Annotated in this window: 19 protein-coding genes; 6 read left to right on the forward strand and 13 right to left on the reverse strand. The window is 63.5% G+C overall.

Annotation, left to right across the window (positions count from 1 at the left end):
• Nucleotides 1–329, reverse strand: a 329-nt coding sequence (locus VKT51_03070; GenBank protein ID HLJ83143.1) for a carboxypeptidase-like regulatory domain-containing protein, incomplete at its 3' end; no start/stop codon positions are given.
• A 71-nt stretch (nt 330–400) separates the two neighbouring features.
• Complete coding sequence (locus VKT51_03075) at nt 401–2185, reverse strand: hypothetical protein (GenBank protein ID HLJ83144.1); 1785 nt, start codon at nt 2183–2185, stop codon at nt 401–403.
• 209 nt (nt 2186–2394) lie between these two features.
• Here VKT51_03075 and VKT51_03080 point away from each other — a divergent pair, with 209 nt between their 5' ends.
• Together VKT51_03080 and VKT51_03085 are read left to right on the forward strand one after the other, a co-directional pair.
• Nucleotides 2395–2784: a winged helix-turn-helix domain-containing protein gene (locus VKT51_03080; protein HLJ83145.1), complete on the forward strand. Its 390-nt coding sequence runs from the start codon at nt 2395–2397 to the stop codon at nt 2782–2784.
• A 68-nt stretch (nt 2785–2852) separates the two neighbouring features.
• Complete coding sequence (locus VKT51_03085; protein HLJ83146.1) at nt 2853–4994, forward strand: hypothetical protein; 2142 nt, start codon at nt 2853–2855, stop codon at nt 4992–4994.
• Nucleotides 4995–4998: 4 nt separating this feature from the next.
• Here VKT51_03085 and VKT51_03090 read toward each other — a convergent pair whose 3' ends face one another.
• From VKT51_03090 to VKT51_03100, 3 genes are all read right to left on the reverse strand, one after another.
• Nucleotides 4999–5958: a hypothetical protein gene (locus tag VKT51_03090; protein ID HLJ83147.1), complete on the reverse strand. Its 960-nt coding sequence runs from the start codon at nt 5956–5958 to the stop codon at nt 4999–5001.
• 37 nt (nt 5959–5995) lie between these two features.
• Nucleotides 5996–9049, reverse strand: coding sequence for a TonB-dependent receptor (locus VKT51_03095; GenBank protein HLJ83148.1), 3054 nt, complete (start codon nt 9047–9049; stop codon nt 5996–5998).
• 295 nt (nt 9050–9344) lie between these two features.
• A complete protein-coding gene (locus tag VKT51_03100) occupies nt 9345–10475 on the reverse strand; it encodes a type IV pilus twitching motility protein PilT (protein ID HLJ83149.1) in 1131 nt (376 codons plus the stop codon).
• 165 nt (nt 10476–10640) lie between these two features.
• Here VKT51_03100 and VKT51_03105 point away from each other — a divergent pair, with 165 nt between their 5' ends.
• From VKT51_03105 to VKT51_03115, 3 genes are read left to right on the forward strand one after another with little or no spacing between them, the layout of a single operon-like run.
• Entirely contained in the window at nt 10641–11546 is a 906-nt protein-coding gene (locus tag VKT51_03105) for a hypothetical protein (GenBank protein ID HLJ83150.1), read from the forward strand.
• Complete coding sequence (locus VKT51_03110) at nt 11518–12327, forward strand: nucleotidyltransferase family protein (protein ID HLJ83151.1); 810 nt, start codon at nt 11518–11520, stop codon at nt 12325–12327. Before VKT51_03105 ends, VKT51_03110 begins: the two co-directional genes overlap by 29 nt.
• Complete coding sequence (locus VKT51_03115) at nt 12308–13006, forward strand: hypothetical protein (GenBank protein HLJ83152.1); 699 nt, start codon at nt 12308–12310, stop codon at nt 13004–13006. The genes VKT51_03110 and VKT51_03115 overlap by 20 nt, the downstream gene beginning before the upstream one ends.
• 91 nt (nt 13007–13097) lie before the next feature.
• Here the strand turns inward: VKT51_03115 and VKT51_03120 are convergent, their stop codons facing one another.
• On the reverse strand, nt 13098–13622 hold the full coding sequence (locus VKT51_03120) for a gamma carbonic anhydrase family protein (GenBank protein HLJ83153.1): 525 nt from the start codon (nt 13620–13622) through the stop codon (nt 13098–13100).
• Nucleotides 13623–13628: 6 nt separating this feature from the next.
• Nucleotides 13629–17435 carry an Rne/Rng family ribonuclease gene (locus VKT51_03125; protein HLJ83154.1) on the reverse strand — a complete coding sequence of 1269 codons (3807 nt, stop codon included), beginning with the start codon at nt 17433–17435 and terminating at the stop codon, nt 13629–13631.
• Between the two features lie 627 nt (nt 17436–18062).
• On the opposite strand from VKT51_03125, the gene tpx reads away from it, so the two are divergent.
• Complete coding sequence (tpx, locus tag VKT51_03130) at nt 18063–18605, forward strand: thiol peroxidase (protein ID HLJ83155.1); 543 nt, start codon at nt 18063–18065, stop codon at nt 18603–18605.
• On the opposite strand, the gene VKT51_03135 is transcribed toward tpx, so the two are convergent.
• From VKT51_03135 to minC, 6 genes are read right to left on the reverse strand one after another with little or no spacing between them, the layout of a single operon-like run.
• Nucleotides 18602–18883, reverse strand: a complete 282-nt coding sequence (locus VKT51_03135; GenBank protein HLJ83156.1) for a hypothetical protein — start codon at nt 18881–18883, stop codon at nt 18602–18604. The genes tpx and VKT51_03135 overlap by 4 nt on opposite strands.
• Nucleotides 18880–19995: a rod shape-determining protein RodA gene (gene rodA / locus VKT51_03140; GenBank protein HLJ83157.1), complete on the reverse strand. Its 1116-nt coding sequence runs from the start codon at nt 19993–19995 to the stop codon at nt 18880–18882. Before rodA ends, VKT51_03135 begins: the two co-directional genes overlap by 4 nt.
• 12 nt (nt 19996–20007) lie before the next feature.
• A complete protein-coding gene (minE, locus tag VKT51_03145) occupies nt 20008–20541 on the reverse strand; it encodes a cell division topological specificity factor MinE (protein HLJ83158.1) in 534 nt (177 codons plus the stop codon).
• A gap of 12 nt (nt 20542–20553) precedes the next feature.
• On the reverse strand, nt 20554–21447 hold the full coding sequence (gene minD / locus VKT51_03150; protein HLJ83159.1) for a septum site-determining protein MinD: 894 nt from the start codon (nt 21445–21447) through the stop codon (nt 20554–20556).
• Nucleotides 21440–22237, reverse strand: coding sequence for a septum site-determining protein MinD (gene minD, locus VKT51_03155; protein ID HLJ83160.1), 798 nt, complete (start codon nt 22235–22237; stop codon nt 21440–21442). Before minD (VKT51_03155) ends, minD (VKT51_03150) begins: the two co-directional genes overlap by 8 nt.
• Before the next feature lie 15 nt (nt 22238–22252).
• Nucleotides 22253–23065 carry a septum site-determining protein MinC gene (gene minC, locus VKT51_03160; GenBank protein ID HLJ83161.1) on the reverse strand — a complete coding sequence of 271 codons (813 nt, stop codon included), beginning with the start codon at nt 23063–23065 and terminating at the stop codon, nt 22253–22255.
• Between the last annotated feature and the right edge of the window lie 28 nt (nt 23066–23093).

The following is a 23093-nucleotide window of genomic DNA, read 5'->3' on the forward strand; positions in this document are numbered from 1 at the left end:
TTCTGCATCGTGATCCGGACTGCCGCGACGTTGTCAGACGTGACCGTCACGCCTTGCTGCGCGGTGGTCTCGTACCCGTCGGCTGAAGCAGTCACGGTGTAGGTATCCGGAACGAGAGAGACGATCGTGAAGTGTCCTCCCGAATCCGTCGTCGCCGAACTTGACTGCGACGGCGACGTCGCACTGATTCTTGCGCCCGCGATAGGCGAGCCGTTGGCCGCGTACACGGAGCCGCTCAACGTTCCGGTGGTTCCGGCCAGTGCCCATGTTGCCTGGCAGAACACCGCAACGATCGCGAGCAACGCGACGCGCAGTGACCGAGATCTCATCTGCGTTTCCTCCAAAGAGCAGAAGCGATGGAGCGACATCCGCTCCACCTTGCTGTCTTGGACGGTGTCCGCTAATTTGCTGCGGTGGTCGGTGCCAACATTGTGCCGCGCCGCCGAGGCGGGATGACGCCGCGACCGGAGACGGGGCGGCTGTGCGCGCGCGCAACCGAAAATGCGGCGGCGGTCATCGCTCGTGCATATGCTTCTCGGTCGGCATGGTCGATCGCGATCGCCACGAGCGGCGCGGCGCTTGCCAGTGCTTCCGCAGCGTCAGCGTAAGGACGAGCGGGTTGCACACCGCGCTGTTCGATGGCGTTCGGCAGCGCGGCTGCGAGCAGCGCATCCCGGACGAACGCGCGCTGAACATCTGGAGTTCCCACGGCGCGAAGGCCTGCCGGCGCGACGTCGACGATTGCCGCACAAAAACCATCATCGATCGCGATCGGCCCCACTCCGCGACGTATCTGACCCGAGATCGCGAAGAGGTCGTGATGCAAGACAGCGTCTTCGAGGAGAGCTGCCATGCGCCACGCGCGCACGCGCACGCGTTGCGCGCCGGCGACGTCGCCGCGGCGGTCGAGCACCGCGCCAAGCGTCGCCATCGCGTACGCGATTCCGGATGGAGAACCGTGGCGCTCCGCCAACTCCAGCGCCGCGACCGCGACGGACTCGGCCTCTCCGCACTCGCCGGCGGCAAGCAGGCGGCGCGCGTGGATCGCATCGACTTCGGCTCGAAGCCAAGAGTCGGGATATCGTTTCACCCAATCTTCCGGAGGCTGCCAAGATTTGCCCACGGCGAGCGCGGCCTTACCGGCGATCACCTGCGCGATGAGCGAGTAAGACCTATGACCGCGCAATCCGACCGCAGCCGCGAACGCAAATCGAAATGCACGCTCATACACGCCGCGGATGAACGCGAGACGCGCTTCACCAAGCGCAGAATTCGAGAGCAGGACGGCGTCGCGGCCGGCCATCGCCATCTGCCACGCCTGCTCGAGGCTCTTCGACGCACCGTCGGCGTCACCGCGATTGATCTGCACTTCCGCCTCGGCTTGACGGACTCGCGCCACGCTCCAATCGCCGCCCGCGTTGCGTTTCATCACTGCGACGTGCTGTGCGATCGCCGCAGTGTCGCAGCGCCGGCGCGCGGGCCAGCGCGATGCGTCAGCGATGTCGTAGAGAAGATCGGGCAACGCGGACGCGCCCAATTTCTCGGTCGACTCGCGCACGTCGGCAAGGATGCGTTCTGCGCGCGCGTAGTCGCCGCGGCCGTGCATCTCTCCGGCGATGCGAAGCATGGCCCGACTTCGGAAATGGTCCGAACAGCGCGCGAGGTCATCGTCTGTGACCGGCTGACCGGCCCACACGGCGAGCGTGACGCGAAAATGACCAAGCCGTCCGTAGGGGTCGATGTTGCTGGCATCGAGCAGGGCGAGCGCTTGTTCGGGAGCGGTCATCGAGATCTGATGCGCGATCGTCCAAAGGTAGACGGAGTCATCGGGCGGTGAGCTCAAAATGCGTGCGACGGTTGCGGCGAGGACGTCGAACGCCTCGGCGCGATAGCGGAAGAATTGGCGGCGCGATAAATTGAACTGGTGCGTCGCGGCACCGGTCGTTGCGCCATGGACGTCGCATGTGAAGATGATGTCGCGGAGCAGTTTCGTCCGGTTTCCTGCATCCGTGAACGACATCTCGAGCAGGTGCATGACAGCTTCTTGGCATGTGGCCATTCCGAATGCGTGGCGCAGAAGAAGCGCTAATGGCTGGCGTTCGAGTTCGTGCGGCTTTCCGACCACGCGCAGCATGTTGCGCAGATCTGCGTGCGAATAGCCGTTGCGCCGGTGGTTGCTTTCCATAGTCACAAATCTCCGCCGAAGCCTCGAGAAACGTTGAACTACTAATTCCTTCGGAGATGCCGTCGCGGCATCCCAGCGGCAATCGGCTTGCAAAGCCGCCAATATGTGCCAGCTTTGTGCCATGGCGCAAACCTGCAAAAACGCGACGTGTGCCGTACGTGTGCCCGCGTGCAGGGCGCGACGCATCGCGTTGCGCAAAGACCGCGACTATGAAAGTCTTTCTCGAGTCTAGAACTGTCGCGAACGTCACGCTCTATCCAGACTTGGCGTCGCTCACGGTCGATGGCCGGCCGATCTCGGTGAGTTCCACGGAGTTCGCCTTAGCGCGGGCGCTTTTCGACGAACCGGGAACCATCGTGTCGCGCGAACGATTCTACACCGTGTTGCGCGGCAGCGGCGGTCGCGAGGCAGCGAACTTACTGAATGTCTTCATTCATAGCGTTCGGCGCAAACTGCGCAACGCGGGCGCGCGCGCCAAACTAGCCACCGTGCGAGGCCGCGGCTACGTGGTCACCGCGCCACAACCGTTGGAACAACCTGCCTACCGTCACGCCAGTCCCATTCGGAACGGTCGAAAGGCTCATAACCGGGGACAATGACCTCCGGCGCGTTTTGGTAAACGAGCCTTAAGAGTAAGTTTCGTTTCCGTTCGCGCTTGGAGTTGAAGATGAAACCAGCCGGAGCACACCTCCGCCGCATCGCCATGTCGATCGCCGCGTTCTTCCTGCTTATCATGCCGGGCGGTGCGACGAAGGCGTTCGCCGATCCATTCGCATCGAGACCGCTCTGGGTGCAGATCGGACCGAGTGGCGGAAATGTCGGTTCGGGCAAGCTCAACGCGTTCGCCTTTGTGCAGAGCAATCCGAACATCATGTTCACCGGCGGCGGCTGGGGCAACACGCCGCGCGAATCTCCCTCGCAGTCGGGCGTCTATCGGACGATGGACGGCGGCGCGCATTGGACGCCGGTCAACGCCGGTTTGACGAATCCGGATGGGACGATCTCATCGGTCGTCAACGGGCTCTGGCTCGACCAATCGAACCCCTCGGTCGTCCTTGCGGCGACCGAATTCGGCGGCACATTCCGCTCGACCGACGGCGGCAACACCTGGCACAACGTCGATCTTTCGGAAGCGACGCAGTTCGCGAAGGTCGGGACTTCGCTCTACCTCGCCACCCGGCGCGGCGTGTTGGTCTCTGTAGACGATGGCGCGACATGGGCGGTCTCGCTCGCGGTCACGAACGGCGCGTCGACCGTCGTCAGCGCGTCGGGCGCAACGTATGCAGGCACGGCTGACGGCAATGTCTTCCGGCTGAAAGCCGGCGTTTGGACTTTGACCGGTCATGTGGGCACGGGCCCCGTCCACAATCTTGCGGTGGATCCGTTCAATGCAAAGATCGTCTATGCAAACGTGGACGACCAGGCGGCGTGGAATCAGGATCTCTACGGCTCCGTCAACGGCGGCAAGACATGGAGGTTCATCAACTGCCCGTGCTCCATCGGCGCGCAGGCCATCGCGTTCAGTCTGGTCGTGCCGAACCGCATGTATCTCGGCGACGACGGCGGCGGCGTGATCTACTACTTCACCGCCGATGGCAATCCCAACCCGGCCATCCAGTACGGCGCGCAGCCGTATGGGGTCGACATGCGCTACATCGTGCCGGCGGCCGGCCCGAGCAAGTCCGACGACGCCTGCTACCTGCTGGAGGACCAAGGGTTATTCTACGCTTCGCACTGCACGTCGGGAACCGCCCCGCCGCTGAACAACAACGTCGCCGACACGCTCGCGTATGACGTGAAGGTCACGGCCAGCGGAAAGAGCATTATCGCGCCGCTGCAGGACAACAGCGCCGTGGAAAGCCTTGACGGCGGCAAGACTTGGAACTACGATAACAACGCCGCCGAGGCCGGCGAAGGCGGCGAGGCCGCCATCAACCCCCTCGACCCGACCCGTTGTTACTTCGCGCACCCCGATGTAGGGCTGTACATCTCGAGCAACAGCTGCTCTTCATTCGCCGGTCCGTACACATCGGGCTTCGAATCTCTGACATTCGATCCGGCTTCACCAAAGACGCTCTACGGCATTGTGAATGTGGACACGAGTGCGGCGGCCGTCGCGGTGAGCACGAACGGCGGAACGATCTGGAAAAATACATCCTGGCACTTCAGCAATCCCTACCAAGTGGCGGTCTCGCCTGTCGACGCGAACACGATCGTCGTGGCGACGGGCACTGCGACGTCCGCCCCGCACCTCTACTACACGCACGACGGCGGCGCGACGTGGCATAAGTCCGCCGGTCTGCCGAATGTCGCCGCGCCGAATCAGGGAAGTCAGTGGTTTCCCGTTCATCGCTTCTATGCGGCTTTCGAGCCCCGCGTCGCAGGGACGCTGCTCCTCATCGATCATGACCCGAGCACCGACGACATCCTCGCGTTCAAGAGCGGCGACAACGCACAGACCTTCTCGCACGTGATGACCTTCGTTCAGCCGACACCCTCGCGGCCGTGGCCGCATCTGCTCTTCCCGAACAGCGACGAGCGCGTCATCCGAACGGCGCGCTACTACGCCACGCGATTCTTCGGCAACCGGATAGCGTTCAATGAGGGTGCGACGCCGCCGACGATACCCGCGGTCGTGATCACGACTCGGTTCGGCGCGTTTGTGTCGTACGACGTCGGAGTGCACTGGATGCGCGTGGACACAAAAGCTATCGCGCACCATTTCGTCGGCGCGGATTGGAACGGCGGCTATTTATACCTGGCGTCGTTCGGCCAAGGCGTCATAAGGACGTCGAAACCGCTTCAGTGACACTCTATGGTTGAGTGAATTGAAGGACGCCGGAGACCGTCATGTCTGCTGTTCCGCCTGCACCGACGAGCGTCGGCGTCTGCGAGCTGTTGTTGGGCGGTGACGACTCCGCGAGCGGCCAGTCGGCGCCGATCACGAACGCTGCGTACGACCCGGGCGCCAACGTTCCGGCCGGAACGATCGCAGTCGTATTGTTCGTGGCGACGCTCGCTGCGACCGCGAACGTTGCGTTGTTGACGACGACGACGAGCGATTCCGTGACGCCGGCAGGCTCCGCGACCGTGAACGTACCGCCGCCGCTGCCCGCCGCACCCGGCACGTATGAAGGCGTCGGATCTGCGGGGAGCACGGTCGGCGTTCCGAGCGTCGCGCTCGCAGCGTACGAGAGATTGCGCCCGTTGACCGTTACGGTCGTGCTCAGCGTATAGGTTCCCGCGCTCGGCGCGGGAGGTAAGACGAACTGTTGGCTCACCGGATTGCCGACCGTGCACGAGTTGAAATACACGAGGTACCCGAGATCGTAGCCGATGCCGTTCGAGTTTGCCGGCGATAGAGCCGGAGGTGCGCCGAACGCCGGTGCATAGTTGCCGATGAATCCGGGACCATTGTTCGTGTTGCTGAACGGCGCAAGCATAGCCGCCGGATTCTGTCCGTAGCTGAACAGTCCGCACGTGTTCACGGGCGGGCCGCTTGGCACGGCCAGTGTCGAGTTGCCGGGAAGAATGTAGGCCGACGTGCCAAGCTGATTCCTGAACGTGGACACCGCGTTCAGATAGGTTCCAGGTACGCTTGTGAGCGTGCCGGCCGAGTCGTTGAGCGTGCCGACGGCGAGCTGAAGTTTGGCCTTCGTCGCGAAGACCGGATTGCCGACCGTATTGTTCGTCGTGCAGCCCGCCATCACCGTCACGCTGACCAGCGCGATCAATCCTGCGCCGAGTTTGCGCATCGTTTCGAGTCCTTTCATGGGTGCCGGAAAACGACACGCCCGAAGTTACTTTCGACTAGTATTTTATGTTCACGAACAGCGTATAGGTGCGCGCTGCGCCGACCGGTTCGTTGAGGTAGTAGCTTGGTTGTAGCCGGTATCGGTACGGCTCAAGGCCGAGCAATCCGGAGATGCCGGAATTTGACGCATATCCGCCGAGGCCGTTGTTGTGGTACCGCGCGCTGTCGATCGGCTCGCTGATACTGTAATTTCCCAAGATGTTGTTCGCATTCAGGCCGAGCGACATACGACTCGGGCCGGAACCTATGTCTTGCGAGATCGCGACATTGACAAACGCCTCAGCCGGTCCTTTGAGGGTACCGGGATCGTTGCCGTCCGCCGTGCCAAGCGAGCCGGTGATGTTCGGGTGTTCTATCGTGCCCGGGTTTGATGGATCCGTGAAGTAGTAGTTGCCGACCGGTGATGCGAGGTCTGTATTGAGGACCTCCTCGGGCGTCGTGCCGTTGGGGCCGCCAAACACCCACGTATGCTTTCCGACACCGTAGCGGTAGCCCGATTCATACGGCACTTCGACGCTCGCGTGGAATCCGTGGTGCGATTGATAGCTTAGACCGGCCGTTGCGGTCACCGGCGCGACATACGAGACGTGGAACAGGTGATTCAGGGCGATCGCCGCGTTGTTCACCGCCGGGAAGAAGTCGCTGTCGTAGTTGGCGAGAGTATTGTCGTATGTCGCGGACACGAAACCGCTCAATCCGAAGACCGCGGATTTCTGGATCGAAAGTTCCACACCGGTGTTGAAGTTGATCCCGGCATTCTCTTCGCGGCCCGGACCGAATACTGGAGTTCCGTCGCTGAGCTTGAACAACAACGGCGTACTGACCGCGACGTAGTCGTAGCCCTTGCGGTAATAGGGAGTAACGCGCAACGCAAGGCCTTGGCCGAAGTCGTGATTCCACGACAGGTCGTAGTTGACCGCGCGCTGCGGACGCACGGGCGTGTACTGAGCAAAACTGTTCGTGTTGAGGTCGACCAGGATCTGCTGATAGAGATTTGCGATGTGATTCGTGGTTCCAAAACCGGGGAGCGGCGTGAAGCAGCCGCTTGCCATGTTGCAGCTCGCCAACCTTGGGTTCACGGCGTACGTGTTCTCGATGTTGCTGAGCGGCGTGAATTCGATGTTCTTCCCGAACGAAAAGCGGAGCGCGTCGCGTGAGCCGGCCTGGTAAGCGACGGCGAGCCGAGGGCTGACTTGGCTGGGCCGCGTCACGTCCGAGGTGATGGCAGGCCCCGGCAGCACGTGATAGAGTCCGGCGCTGTCCACGGTGTAGTATTGGTTCAGGGCCGCTGCATTCGACGGCAGGTCGATGACTTCTTGATCCCATCGGACGCCAAATGTGATGTCGAGGCGATCGGCTGGCGTGAAATCATCTTTCACGTAGAGGTCGTTTCGATGCAGAGGATCCTTCGCGAGGCTTGCGGAGTCGGGCAGAGTGCTCAGAGGCAGGCCGGTCGCGGAACTGCCGTCAAGCGCGGCGATGCCCTGAACGTAGCCTTGCGGCGCGTTCGGATTACCGAGCGAACCGGCCAATCCGAGAAGCCCGCATAATTCGCCGCACTCCAGAGGGTCGGTCTGCAATGCGAGCGTCGGACGGCTGATGGCGAAATCGGGCAAGGTGTAGTTCGTGTCGCCGCCGAGCGTGACATCGTGACGCGAATTCAACTGGTTTGTGTAGTCAAATGCCAGCGCCCGGCTGCTCGAGTGCACGAATTCGTATTGACCGGACTGCGCGCCGCCGTTCCAAGGCAAGATGAAGTTCACCAGCGAGTCCGTTCGGGTAACGCGAAATTCGCCAAAGCTCGACGCGCTGAACTGGTGTTTGAGATTGATCTTCTCGATGTTGTGGTCTTCCGTTTGATGATCGTCGTAGCCGATATTCTGAAGGACCGCGACCTGACCAGGGAAGAGCGGGGCAAAATCGGAGACCGCCGCGTTTGGATCGGCGAAAAGGCCGAGGCCGGAACGCAGCCGCGTCACGAGATTATTCGAGTCGTACGGCAGAATCGTGGAATCCTGAGCGTAGCCGAACTGGAACAGATTCGTGCCGGTGTCGGCGAAATATTGGAGCTCGTTTTCTTGGTGGCTGCCGAAGTGATAGACGAAATTCGCGAGCAAGTCGTTGCCGGGAGCATATTTGAGTCCGCCTCCGGCGAGCGGATAGAACGTCTTGTCGTCGCCGTATGTGATGGCGTCCCTCAAACCCGTAAAGGAAAAGTAGTAGCTAAAGCGGTTGTCGGGGCTTGCTTGACCGAAGTCGAACGCCAGGCGATGATCGAAGTTCGGATAATTGATGGAGCCGGTCGACTCGCCGGTGCCTGGGTACGTTCCGCGCTTCACCACGACGTTGACGACACCGGAATTGGTGTTGCCGTTCGTGACATCGTAACCGCCGGTCGAAAGCACGAGCCTCGACACGCCGTTGAGCACGAGGCTGTTGATGAATTGTCCGCTGACCGGTTCGGTCGCATCGACGCCATCGTACTGAAATCCCTCGTCGTTTTCGGCGCCGGCGCGGATCACGGGGTATCCATTTGAGTCGGTGGTGATGCCGGGCAGCGCGTCGAGGACAGCTGTCTCGGACAGATTCTGCGGTGTCCCTGTGATGTTGGTGATCGCCTGGCTATTGATGGTATATGCATCTGCCGTCTGTCGCGGCTGATAGATCGAAGTCGAACCGCGAACCGTCTCCTTGCCCAGAACTCTGACGTCCGCAGCCAAGCGGATATCCGTTCTCACGGTCTGGTCCTGGGTGACCGTGACACCAGGATACTGACTCGTCGCAAAGCCGGTCCGCGACGCCGTGACCGTGTACGTATCCGGCGGCAGGCCGTTCAGCGCGAAAAAGCCGTTTGCGCCGCTTACCGTGTGGCTCGAATAGACGGGCGACGAGACGGAGACCGAGGCGCCCGCGATCGGATGTCCGCTGGCGTCGGAGACGAAACCCTGGATCGAGCCGGTCGTGCCGGCGCGGACCTGGCTTCCTTGCCAAAGCGAGAGGAGAACGCCCACAAAAGCTAACGCGCGCGCAAATCTGACCGCCAGTGCCATGTGTTCCCTCCGAAACAAATCGCTTGCGCACTCTCGTGTGAATGACACGCTTTGTGCACTACCGGCAGTTACGTGCAGTCAATTTGACTCTTCTATCTTGGCACTAGTTTGTCACCGCCAGCCGGCTTTTTCATTTCATAAAGATGCATTCATATACTGAATGGACGGACAATTCAATGAATGGCCGGACGATTCGATGATAGGCTGGACAATTCGGTATGAGCGAAACTGTCAGACGTGAAATGAAATAGTCGGCGTCAACGGGGACTGGGATCGATTTGCGCGGTCTTTAGCCCTACCAGGCGGCCGTTTCTTGCATGTCCGCGCCGCTCGTGACGTGGCCTTCGATCGCCAACCGGAATTCCGTCGGCTTGTCCGCCTTCGAAAAGGCCTCTTTTTCCGTCACCAGACCGCTTTGATAGAGGTCGAGCAGCGACTGCGTGAACGTCTGCATGCCATCGTATTTTCCGGCGGCCATATACTGATACATATCGCCGAACTTGCCTTCGAGGATCAAGCTGCGGATCGTCGGCGTCGCGATGAGCACTTCGACCGCCGGCACGCGTCCGCCGCCGTCGAGGCGCACGAGAAGACGCTGCGAGACGATCGCTCTGAGACTCGTGGACAGCTGCACGGTGAACTGCTTGCGGTTGCCTTCGGGCAGGGCATCCATGATGCGCTCGAGCGCTTGAATGGTGTTCTGCGTATGCAGCGTGGAGAGAACGAGGTGTCCGGTCTCTGCCGCGGTGAGCGCCGTGATGATCGTCTCTGGGTCGCGCATCTCGCCGATGAGGATGACGTCCGGATCTTGACGCAGCGACTGTTTCAGCGCGACGGTGAACGAGCCCGTGTCGATGCCGACTTCGCGTTGCGAGATGATCGATTGCTTGTCGACGTGGATGTATTCGATCGGATCTTCGATCGTCACGATGTGCCGGCGTTGCGTCGCGTTGATGTAGTCGATCATCGCGGCCAGCGTCGTCGACTTGCCGGTGCCCGTCGCGCCGGTCAGCAGGATGATGCCGTCTTGCTGCTCGCACAGCGCCTTGAGCACTTGCGGAACGCGCAGTTCCTCCATGCTCGGAATGTCGAGGCGTACCGTTCGGAACGCGGCGCTGACGGTGCCGCGCTGGAAAAATGCATTGACGCGGAAACGGCCGTGGCCATGCAGGCCGTATGCGAAGTCGAGCTCTTTCGTCTCCATGAACTCTTGCTGTTGCGCGTGCGTCATCGAGGAGAAGACGATGTTCTCGCACTCGGGGAGCGAGAGCGGTTTGTCACCGAGGGGCTTGAGGGTGCCGTGAACGCGCACGATGGGCGGCACGGCTGCTTTCAAATGCAAATCGGAGGCGCCCAAAGCGACCATCTCGCGGAGGAGCGTGTCCAGATCTCTGCCTTGTGAGGCCCTGCCGTTGAAGGTATCCACCGATATATCGTCTCGCCTGCGGAATCGTAGAAGCGGATAGCAATTGCGGCAGGCTTGCGGCCCCCGCACCTCATTTGTTATCGGCTCTTTCCATTATAAAGCGAAGTCGCCGCCGCTCGCGGGACAGAGGACGGATTTCGGGCGCTTTCGAAGGTCGCCAGCACGATGCGGACCTGGACCCGTGCGTTCTCCTCACAAGCACGGGCAAAGTTGAACGTCTGCCTGCACGTCGGCCGAATCCAACCGAACGGTTTGCATGAGATCCGCTCCTTGGCTGCTTGCCTCGAGCTGGGCGACCTGCTCCTCTTCGAACCAGGCGTCGGCGGCTTCACCTTGCAGTGCGAGGGGGTCGATATCGCGGAGCGCGACAACTTGGCGTTTCGCGCGGCTTCGGCGTTGGGAGCGAACTCGGAAAACGTGCGCTTGCGCATACGCAAGAACATCCCCGTGCAAGCCGGTCTGGGGGGAGCGAGCGCCGACGCGGCTGCGACGCTCCTTGGGATCGCTCACATCGCCGCGGAACGGGACTCACGCCACATCGCTGCATCCGAACTCGCCGCGATAGCAGGCGCGCTCGGATCGGACGTACCGGCATGTCTGACGACGGGCTTCAAGACAATGCGCGGCACGGGCGACATCATCCGTCCAATCCGCGTCACCGCGCCGCCGTGGGGCATCGCGTTGCTCAAGCCCGTCGCCGGCATGTCCACAGCCGACGCGTATCTCCGTTTCGATGCGCGTGCTGAAGAACTCGATATTGCGAACATCCCGCTCGCAGAGCGCGATGTCTCGGAAATCGTCGCTGCCGACATCGCAGCCGGTCGCTTCGCCGAATTCTGCGCGCATGCACGCAACGAATTCGATCCGGTGATCTGCGATGTGATGCCGGAGGTGGCGAGCGCGCGCGATCGCCTTCGCCGAGCCGGCGCGGGGGCGACGCTGCTCTGCGGCAGCGGATCGACAGTTGCCGGCTTCTTCCCATCGCGGACGGACGCGCGGCGGGCACTGTCTCGCATCGACCTTGCTCCCGGCGAGTGGTCGCATGAAACGGCGTTCTACGATGGCGAGTGAAGCGCTCACCGCGGTCGCTCTCGCCGGCGGGCGGCTTGAATCAGATTTTGCCGCGGCCGGGCATTCGGTCGCGAATAAAGCGTATCTTCCGCTGGACGGCGTGCTCATGCTCGAGCGAGTGCTCGGTTCTCTGCGCGCAGCGAAGACGATAGACCGCATCCGGTGCGTGACCCCGCGCGACGCGTTCGATGCCGCATTCGGCGAGCGCGGCTCGACGCTTGCAGATGAGATCGTGGCTCCCGGCGACGGCCTGATCGATAGTCTGATCAACGGATTGCTCGGCTTGGCGCCCGAACGGCGCGTGCTTGTCGTCGCCACCGATATCCCGCTCGCTCGCGGCGAGCACTACGATGCCTTTGTCTCGCGCGCCGCGGGCGACCAATGGGACGTGTCGTACGGCTACGTGAGACGCGAGGCCCACGTCGCGCAATACCCGGCGGTTCGACACACGTGGGCCCGCTTGCGGGGCGGCGCGATGTGCGGAAGCGGTGTCACGGTGGTCCGGGCCGGTTCGATGGAAGGTCTCGCGGTCTTGCTGCGCCGCATCGCCGCGGCGCGGAAGTCGCCGCTGCGGCTGGCTGGTATCTTCTCCGCCGCACTCGTCTTTCGGTATGTGTTCGGAACGTTGACGCTTGCGAGCGTTGAGCGGCGAGCGAGCGAGCTCTCCGGTCTGCGATGTCGCGGCGTCGATTGCGAATATCCGGAACTTGCGGTCAATGTCGATCGCCTTTCCGACCTCAGCGAGGTCGAGCGGATTCTCGATGGGCGCGAAGCGACGTAGCGCATCCAAGCGCCGGACGCCCGAAACGCTGACCAGCGACGTGCGCACGCCCGCGACGCAGGCGGGGGCTCAAGCTCTTTTTTTCCTCGCGATCGCATTCGTCGCCGCGCATGAAGGGTTCACGGGGCTGGGCGATCCTTACAGGACGCCGTCGCTCTGGGGGATCGTCGGCGCCGTGTGCCTCGTCGCGTGCGCGCGCCGCGCCGACGCGCGGTTGACCGATGATTTCTGTCTCTCGTTTTCGAGTCGAGCGCGTATCGGCGTGCTCGCCGCGGTCGCGATCAGCGCCGTTCTTGCGATCGCCGGAGTTGGCGACCGCCAACATGGCTTGCTCGCTGCGTCGACGACAGACGCGGCCCTCGTGGGCGGCCTCGTTTTCGCCGCTGCCGCTCTCACCTGGGGCGGTGCTGCAAGCGCGACGCGCACGCTCTTCGGACGCGCGTGGATAGCGGTCGCGGCGGGCGCCATCATGTTCACGATGGCGTTCTTCAGTGGAAATCTCTATGCCGATGCGGCGGTCTTCGTCGCCTCGATCGCGGCGACGATCGCTGCGCAACGCGCGCGCTCATTCGCGTTTCCCGCCATCGTATTCGCGTACGGCGCTGCCGGTGTGCCGGGTGCGATCGTCACGACGATGCTCTACGTCGCCATCGCAGCATATCGCGGTCGCCCGATGTAGGGCGGACGTTTATCGTCCGCCGGCCCGAAGGGGCGATGTAGGGCGGACGTTCATCGTCCGCCGGCGGACCATAAAGGTCCGCCCAACATTCTTATCGGTCGAGGCCTTCGGCGAGATATTCGGCGGTCAAGCGCACGTATGCGTTTGTCGAGACTTGCGACCACGTGCGCGAACTGCCCTCGAGTTGCTTCTTGACTCTTGCGGGCGCGCCGGCTGCGAGGACGTCGGGCGGAATCGTCTGATCTTCGAGCACGACGGTGCCTGCAGCGATCAGCGCGCGTTCGCCGACCTCTGCGCGATTGAGCACCACCGCGTTCATACCGATGAGCGCCCCGCGACCGATCTTGCATGCTTCGAGTATCGCGCCGTGCCCGATCGTGACATCGTCTTCGACGATCGTATCATGACCTTCGTAGACGTGAATGACGACGTTGTCCTGCACCGAGGTGCGCGCTCCGATGCGGATGCCCGCTTCGTCTCCGCGCAGGACAGCGCCGAACCACACGCTCGCTCCGTCGCCGATCTCCACATCGCCGATCAGCGTGGCGTTCGGCGCCAGGAAAACGCCGCGGCCTATCCGCGGCGTCTTGCCTTTGAAAGTGAGCAGGTTGGCCATCAGCCGTTAGAAGTCGTCGTCGCCGGGCGCATCCCATGGAAGCGGCGCCGCGGGTAGCGGGTCCACGACCTCGAGCGCTTCGGCGCGCCTGCGTTCCTCGGCCCGTTCGCGAGCTCGCCGGCGGCGATCTTCAAGCTCCTCCGCATCGCTCACGAAGATCGAGGTGCCGTTCGGCTCGGGAGCGCCGATATGATGGTTGTGCTCCACGTCGAGCGGTTCGATCGCGTCATGCCTATGCGATGGTTCGGACTCGACCGTCGGCTCGGCCGGCGGCGGGTAGAGCTGACGCACTTTGCCCTTCGGCGGCGGCGGCTCGCCGGGACCGCGCATCATCGGGCCGCGAGGCGTGCGTCGCGAATCGAACGGCGGCGGCTTTGCTGCGCCAGGCGGAAGCGGCGTCTCTTCCATATCCGCCGGCGGATAGAGCTGCTTCATCGCCGGGCCGGTGCGCGGTGGTCCGGCATCGCGCCGTCCCCGATCGCCCCCGTCTCGACCCCGGCCCCGCGGCCGGTCGCCGCGTTCGGGTCGATCACCGCGATCGCGACGCGGACCGCGTTCTCCTAACTCGTCCGCTTTGGGAAGCGCGGCGTGCCCCGCGTCGCCGCGTGGCGCGCGCGGGATCGGACCATGCTGTATCTCCACTTCGATCGTCGCGGGCTTGTCGGGCGCGATGATCAAGTCGAGATCGTCTTCCGGTTCGTCGAGATCGGCATAGTCGCCGGGCTTGACGTCCGGTTCTCGAATTGGTCGGCCAAACGAAGGTGCCGGTCGACGGCCTCCGCGATCTCGCGGCGGCGCGGTTCGCTCGCGTGGCCGGTCATCTCGGACAGGAGGTCTGTCGTCGCGGTCGCGAGGTCTGTCGTCGCTGCCGCGCGGTCTGTCGTCACGGACGCGCGGTCTATCGTCGCGCGGTCTGTCGTCGCGATCGCGCGGTCTATCGTCGCGGTCGCGTGGTCTGTCGTCGCGGTCGCGCAGCGGCCGCCGCTCCGGAATCGCTTCGTGACGCGCGCGGTCGCCGCCGGCCGTTCTCGGACTCGCTCCGCGAACGGGCTCGGATCGGTCACGCTGAGGCGGACGTGCGCTGCTGGGCGCGTCTTCTTCGTCGCGATCGACCGTGACCGGCTCACCGTAGAGCTGCTTGATCGGCCCGGTGAATCTGTGACGCGGTCTTCCTTCGGCGCGCTCGCCGCGCTCGGATGCTTCGCTGCGATCCTCGTCAATCGCGCGCTCCGGTGGCCGCACGCCGCGCGCGCGCGGCCGGTCGTCCCGTTCGTCGCGGCGCGCGCGAGGCCGGTCATCGCGTTCCGCTGAACGCGCGCGACCGCGCTCGGGCTCGATCTCAATCGTGCGTGGCCGGCCGGCGTCGACGATCTCGACATCGGATTCCTCGTCGTCGTACGGGACTCGACCAGCTTCCGTTGGAGACGCAGCGGCGGTTCGTCCGCGTCCGCCGCGGCGCCGCCGGCGCCGTGGAGCGTCGCTCTCGTCACGATCTTCTTCATCTAATGGAGTGCGAGCGCGCGGCGCTGCTGCTTCTCGAACCGGTTCGCGTTCCCGGCCGGCGTCTCGTCCGTCGCGCACCGTTCCGCGGCTTCGCGGAGCCGCGGTGCTTCGAGGCGCTCGTCCGCCAGGCACGACGACGACTGCATCGTCTGAATCCTCGAAATCGATATCGCCTTCGCCGCCCACGATCACGGGCTGCGGTCTCGAGCGATCGCGATCGCGATCGTGTCGTTCGGGGGCTCTACCGCCGCGACCGCCGCGGACGGATTCGCGCTGACGCGCGTCACCGCGGCCCGCTCTGCTCCTGTCCTCGCGCTTTGCTGCAGGTTTTTCGGATGATGACGTAGCGCGAGCTACCGCTCCGCCGGCTTGCCGGCCGCCGCGAAGCGTGTAATCCTCTTCTTCGTCCTCGTCCAAGTCCAATCCGTACGGGATGTCGCGCGCCTTGGATCGCGCGCTCTGGCGCGATGCGGCGGCGGCGACGCGCTCGGGCTCACGCCGAACATCGCGCTCGCGATCCTCGTCTCGGTCCTCGTCGCGATGCGCGACAACCGGCGGAGCGATGGGCGCTTCGGTCTCCACCGCGCTCTTGCCGCGGCCGCGGCCGCGACGACGACGGCGTTGCGCCGATTGCAGCGGCTCAGAGAGGTCTGCGGTGGCGATGTTGCCGTCTGCGGCGGTGATCTTCAACTTCACCGTCTGGCCGACGCCGTTCGCCGCATCTTTGACTTCTATGAGATTGCCGTCCACCACGGCGACGCCGGACGACGGGTCGGGCATGCGGACCGCCAGCAGCTCGGTCTCGATTTCCCGTCCTGCCACGAGCGGTTTGCGCGTTCGCCGGCTCGTCTCGATCAGCACGCTTTCGCGGTGGCGCTGCGGCTCGACGAAGACCTGCAATTCGAATTCGTTGGCGGTCCCGAGCTTCTCGAATTCTTCTCTATACCAACCCATGAGCTGCGTCGCGACGGACGGATCGACGACGACGTCGAAACGTTTCATCCGTTCCCCGTTGCGTGCTCGCTGCCGGATGTCGCGCAATAGCTTGATCGCGATAGATTCGCTCGACATCACCGTGCCGAGCCCCGTGCAATACGGGCAGTCCGACCTCAGCTGACCGCCGAGATCTTTACCGACGCGTTTGCGTGTGAATTCGAGCAGTCCGAGGTTGGAGAACACTTGGATCGTGCTTCGCGTGCGGTCGCGGCGCAACGCATCCGAGAGCGTGTCTATCACCTGCTGGCGGCTGCGCTCGTGCGCCATGTCGATGAAGTCCACGACGATGATGCCGCCGATGTCGCGCAAGCGCACTTGGCGCGCGATCTCAGCCGCCGCTTCGATGTTCGTGCGGACAAGCGTGTCCTCGAGATTTCGGCCGCTCGTGAACTTGCCGGTGTTGACGTCGACGACGGTCAGCGCTTCGGTATGCTCGAGGACGAGGTGGCCGCCCGACGGCAGCATGATCTTCGGCTTGAGCAGTTTTTGCAGCTCATCGTCGATGCCGCGCGACTCGAAGAGGTTGCCGGGCCCATCCCACAGCTTGAGCCGGTTCAAATACTGCGGCCCGAGCAGCGAGAGCGTCTGTCTTATCTCATCGAACTGTTCCTTCGAATCTATCGAGACGCTTTCGACGTCGCTCGTCATGAAGTCGCGCACGGCCTTGAAGACCAGATTGAGATCTTTGTGCAGCAGCGACGGCGCGGTCGCGCGTTTGAACGATTCCAGTATTCCATGCCACAGACGCAGCTGAACGCCGAGATCGGCGATGAGCTCGGCTTTGCTCACGCCGCGTGCGGCCGTGCGGACGATCGTCGCCATGCCTTCGGGGCGGACATCCCGCATGATCTGCTTCAGACGGTCGCGTTCGTCTTCGTCTTCGATCTTCGATGAGACACCCGAGTACCGGCCCGTCGGCATGAGCACGAGATAGCGCCCCGGCAGCGAGATGTTGGTGGAAACGCGCGCGCCTTTGAGCCCGCGCGGCTCCTTGACGATCTGCACGAGCACTTCGTCTCCGGGATGGAGGAGCTCGTTGACCGTATGGCCTTTGCGGCGATCGGTGATCTCCGTCTCGCCGATGTTGATGGGATCGCGCATGACGTCGTCGACGTACAAGAACGCGTTGCGGCCGAGGCCGATGTTCACGAAGCTCGCGCCCATTCCGGGCAAGACGTTTTCGACGCGGCCTTTGTAGATGGAGCCGATGACTTTTTCTTCGCGTTCGAAGTAGATCTCGGCGAGGGAACCTTCTTCGAGGACTGCGACGCGGTTTTCCCAATCGTCGCACGATATGAGCAGTTCGGTCTTCAAATGATTTTCTGCCTTTGCGATGGTGTTCGAGGTTCGTCAGGACTGCAGACACGCCGCAACCGCGGTACGCCAATGGCGGCACCGCGGCGAATCGAAGAGATGTGTGGGCTTGCGAACTGAATTTCGCGGGTATTTCGCGTCGGTTGCGGCTGTCGGATCGGCGTCGTGACCTCGATCGTTGGTATACGCACGAACCTCTCGCGCGCTCGCGCCCGCATGCTGCAGGCGGCGCTTTCGCGGCGGTATCGTGCTGACCGGGGCGCTTCGATCGTCCTTTGCGCCTATGGCGGGAGCGTACTGCGCGAGGCGGGCGTTGCGAGAAATCTGGGAATGCGGTTTGGAAATCGTTCTCGGTGGCTTGCGTCGGCGCTGATTTGATCGGCACCGGACGTCTTCGCCGTGGATGCAACGCAAGTTCGGCTCGTGGTACGGGCCTCCGGCCGTCGACCGGTTCGAACCATTGGTTCTCCATGAGGGACGGGGCGGCCTCTTTCAAGACGCGGGCGGGTGGGATGACCGCCGCCGCGAAGCGCCAAACCACTTCCGTAGTTGGGCGACTACCGGTCGCCGTAGCCGTAGTAGGGCGGCCATCGGTCGCCCACGATAAAAAGGATGGTTCTCGTGAGCGTGGATCAGGCAACCGAGCGAAGCGGCATCGTGACATGGAAGGGCGCGCCGGTCACCTTGCAAGGTACGGCGGTGAAAGCCGGCGACAAGGCTCCCGATTTTCGGCTTGCGGCGGCCGACCTATCGAGCGTGACTCGCGACGACGTCATCGATCATGGAAAACGCGCGGCGCTGCTGATCGTCGTGCCGTCGCTCGACACCGGCGTCTGCTCGATCGAGACGGCGAAATTCAGCAAGCTCGTCGGGGAGCTTCCGGCAGAGAAAATCAAGACGTACGCGGTGAGCATGGATCTGCCGTTTGCGCAGAAGCGCTGGTGCGTTGCGGAAACCGTCAGCAACATCGAGATGCTGTCGGATTTCCGCGACCACTCATTTGGCATGGCCTTCGGCGTGCGGATGAAGGAAAAGGGATTGCTCGCGCGATCGATCTTCATCATCGCCGCCGATGGTACGGTGCGTTACGTGCAGGTCGTTCCCGACGGCACGCACGAGCCGGACTACGAGGCCGCGTTGGCCGCGGCGAGATCGGCGGCGGGCATCTAGCCTCCGGCGCGCTTCACACGCCGGCCCTCGTGCTCGAAGAAGGCGATCACCGCGTCGCGGTGGTCGCCTTGCAGTTCCACAAATCCGTTCTTGGTCGTCCCGCCGGTCGCGCAGCGCCGTTTCAATTCCGTGCCGATGCGCTCGAGATCCGTTGCCGCCACACCGGTCACCACCGTCACGGAGCTCGCACGGCGCCGCTCGCGAAATACTCTGACGACGCCGTCGTCCGGCAGACGGTCGTATTTCTCGGGCACGACGCGATGCTTGGGCGATCTCATACGTCGTCAAACGATATCTTATCGCGCTGCACGTGGATATTGAGCAAGATCCCGACGGCCATGAGACACGTGATGAGGCTCGACCCGCCGTACGAGATGAACGGCAGCGGGATACCCGTTATGGGCATGATGCCGATGGTCATGCCGATGTTGACCATGATATGGAACGCGAACATCCCGGTGATGCCCGCCGCGACAAGCGCGCCGTACATGTCGCGCGCGCTCGCGAGCGCGATCAAGCCGCTCGCCACCACGATCGCGTACAGCGCGAGGAGCGCAAGCGCGCCGATGAATCCCCATTCTTCGCCGATCACCGTGAAGATGAAATCGGTCGCGTGTTCGGGCACGAAACCGAGTTGTGTCTGCGTGCCGTTGAACAGCCCTTTGCCGAGCAGCATGCCGGAGCCGATCGCGATCTTCGACTGGATCAGACTCCAGCCGGCGCCCTGCGGATCGCTTTGCGGATTGAGAAACATCAGCAGTCGCGCGCGCTGGTACCCGTGCAGCACGAACGGCGACGTCACCGCGACGGCGCCAAGACCGACGAACGCCGCGGCGTAGGCGGCGAAATAGCGAGCTTTCGGCAGCGCGAAGAAGAACATGGCGGTGAAAATCGCGATGATGACGAGCGCTGTTCCGAGGTCGGGCTGCTTCAGCACGAGCGCAACGGGGAGCGCCAATGCGGCGAGCGGCAGAAGAAAATCTCGGAAGCGACGCAGCGAACGCCGCGGGTCGGCGAGAATCGCGGCGAGTGACAGTGTGGACAAGAGCTTCGCCGGCTCGGACGGTTGAAAGACGATCGGTCCTATGCCGATCCAACGCTGTGCGCCGAGCGCTGTGTGGCCGGCTGCAAGAACCGCAGCGAGCAGCACGATGTTGACGATATAGAGCGGCAGCGCGAAGCGTTGCCAGACATGGTAGTCCACAAACGCGAGCGCGGCCATCGCAAGCACGCCCACGATGAGATACGCGATCTGATGCGCGACGTCGCCCCGAGCGTCGCCTGCGTGCAGGGTCGCGCTCTTGATCACGACGAGCCCGACCACCGATAGCGCTATCGCCGTGATCGCGAGAACGTAGTTAAGCGAGACGTACCAAGGGCGCTCCAGCATCCTTGATACGGGTTATCCGCTGGGCGGCGGCGCCCCCGCGTCGTCGTTCGGCTGCGGCGTCCCCGCGTCGTCGTTTGACTGCGGCGTCCCCGCGTCGTCGTTCGGCTGCGATGCGAGCGGCGCGATCGCGGCCGTGCGTGCCCGCCGTCTCCGGCGGCGACGCGGCACGGTCATCGTTGCCTGTTGCGCGGCGGAGCCGTTTGCAGCATCGGCGGAAGCGGTTTGCTTGGCCGACGTGAATTCGGCCCCTTCGGGCACGGCGACGCGGCGCGCGAGCGCGATCGCATCGTGCGTCTTGACTTCGCGCACTGGGATGTTCGCCATCAGGGCGAATTGGCGCTCGGCGTTCTCAAAGTGCACGTCCATACCACGCTCGTCGATCTCCAGATACCGCCGGAGCACGTCGAGCATCTCGCCCTTCATCGCATCGAAGATATCCGGCGCGAGCGAGACACGATCGGACATCAAGACCAACCGGAGCCGCTCGCGGGCTCTGCTCGAACTCGCCTCTTCGCGGCGGAAAAACTTCGCGAGGAAATCGATCATCAGTCCAGTCCTCTACGAACGGCCAAGGCCGAGCGTGCTCATGATCCGTGTGACGAAATTGCTCTTGTCTTCGAACGATGGGATCGGCACATCTTCGCCGAGCATGCGGCGCGCGATCCTGCGGAATGCCGCCCCGGTCTCGGAGCCTTCGATGTCGATGACCGGTGTGCCGCGATTGGTGGCGATGATGATCTCGCGTTCGTCCGGCACGACGCCGAGCAAGTCGAGACGAAGGATCGCGTTCACGTCGGCGACGCTCATCATCGTGCCCTTCTTGACCATGGCGGGGCGAACGCGGTTGACGACGAGCTTCAACTCGATGTTCCGCGGCAGCAAGCCGATGACGCGATCCGCGTCACGGACCGCCGAGACCTCGGGAGTCGTGACCACGATCGCCTCCTGCGCACCGACGACCGCGTTGCGGAATCCCTGTTCGATGCCCGCCGGACAATCGATGAGGACGAATTCAAAGCGCTCCTGGAGCTGGCGGACGAGCAGCGCCATCTTCTCCTCCGGCACATCGTCTTTCTCACGATTTTGCGCCGCGGGCATCAAGAGAAGATTCCGGCGAACGCGATCCCGCACAAGCGCGTCATCGAGCGAGCATTTCTCTTCGATGACGTCGAGCAGGTGCTTGGAGACGCGGTTTTCGAGACCGAGCACGACGTCGAGATTGCGCAGCCCCACGTCGGCATCAACGACGACGACCGAACGGCCGGCGTCGGCGAGAGCGGTGCCGAGGTTGGCGGTCGTGGTCGTCTTCCCGACGCCGCCTTTGCCGGACGTCACCACGATCGACCGGCCGAGTTTGACGGGTGCGGCCGACGGCGCGTCGAGCTGCAGCTGTGAACTTGCTCCGGCCGGCGCCGCAGGCGCGTCTTGGACGTCGCGTTCGAGATCAGGCATGTGAGCGGGTTCCGATCATCAGTCGGCGCAGGCGGCCGAAGAAGCCGTCGTCGTCGAACGACGGCAGCGGCACGTCCTCTCCGATCAGACGACGTGCTATCGCAATGTAGGTCTTGGCGAGACGCCGGCTCGCATCGAGCACGATCGGCTCGCCCCGATTCGTCGTGTCGATGATCTCTTCGTCGTCCGGCACGACGCCGAGCACTTCGCGACCGAGAATCTCCGCGACGTCCTCGACCGCGAGCATGTCGCCCGTCTTCACCATCTCGAGACGGACTCGATTGACGATCAGACGTGCGCGCCGTTGGCCGAGCATGCCGAGAATCCGATCGGCGTCGCGAATAGCAGACACCTCAGGCGTCGTGACGACGATCGCTTCGTCGGCGCCTGCGATTGCGTTGCGGAAACCATGTTCGATGCCGGCCGGACAATCTATGAGAACGACATCGAATTCCGCCACGAGCAGACGCACGACTTCGCGCATCTGATCCTCTTCGATCGATTCCTTGTTCTTGGTCTGCGACGCGGGCAGCAAGTACAGCCCGTCAAGCCGTTTGTCGCGGATCAGAGCCTGGCGCGGCTGGCAGCGCCCTTCGGCGACGTCGACGAGATCAAAGACGATGCGTTTTTCCAGTCCGAGGACGAGATCGAGATTGCGCAATCCGATGTCCGCGTCCATGAGCACGACTTGCTTGCCGAGCGATGCGAGCGCGCAGCCGACATTAGCGGTCGTCGTGGTCTTTCCGACGCCGCCTTTCCCTGACGTGATGACGAATGCTCTTCCCGGCAACGGATTCTTCCTTCGCTATCGGTGTGGCTGGTCCGCGCGGACGATGACGATCCGGCCGTCGCGGATCGTCGCGATTTCAGGCAGAAGATCGTGGGCGCGTCGCTTGTCCGCAGGCGGGGCCGCCGCGATGCAGCGCGATATGCGCAGCTGCGTCGCTTCAAGCCTCAGCGCGTATACCGATGCCGCATCATCGCCGCGCGCGCCTGCGTGGGCGACTCCCCGCAGAGCCCCCCAGACGATGATGTCCCCGCCGGCGATGAGTTCGGCGCCTGCGTTCACATCGCCGACGACGACCAGATTTCCCTCGGCTTCGAACGACTGGCCTGAGCGCACGGTGCCCTTGTGATAGACGTTTGTGACGGGTTCGTCGGCGTCGCGCGTTTGATCGTGCGCCGCCTGAGATCGCCGTGCTCTTCCGTTGCGCGACGGGGTGGTGCGATCGTCAACCTTCCGCGGCGCTGCCGCAACGCTGGCTGCGACGAGCCGAAGCCCGGCGGACCGGGCGACGGCGGCGGACGAATCGCTGTCGCACACGGCACCGTCTGCTGTGATGCCGTACTGTTCGAGCGTGGCGATGACGGCCGCGAGCTCAGGCGCTTCCGCGCTCTCGCCTCCGAGCATGAGCACGGCGCGGCTTCCGCGATAGAAATCCGGGCTTGCATCCAGCTTTCCACGCAGCTCAAGGACAGCCCCGGCGAGCGGACGGTCGTACAGGTGCAACAGCAGCCCCGACTTCGTCCCCTTGATCTGCATTGCGTCGCGACGCGCCTCATAGCTGCTTGGATGTAAAGCGGAGCCTGCGCTCGGCCTGAACGCGAGGCTGCTCATGTCCCGCCGACTTCAGGGGGACGTTTCG

This window comes from Candidatus Eremiobacteraceae bacterium (genome assembly GCA_035295225.1).
Lineage (GTDB): Bacteria > Vulcanimicrobiota > Vulcanimicrobiia > Eremiobacterales > Eremiobacteraceae > JABCYQ01.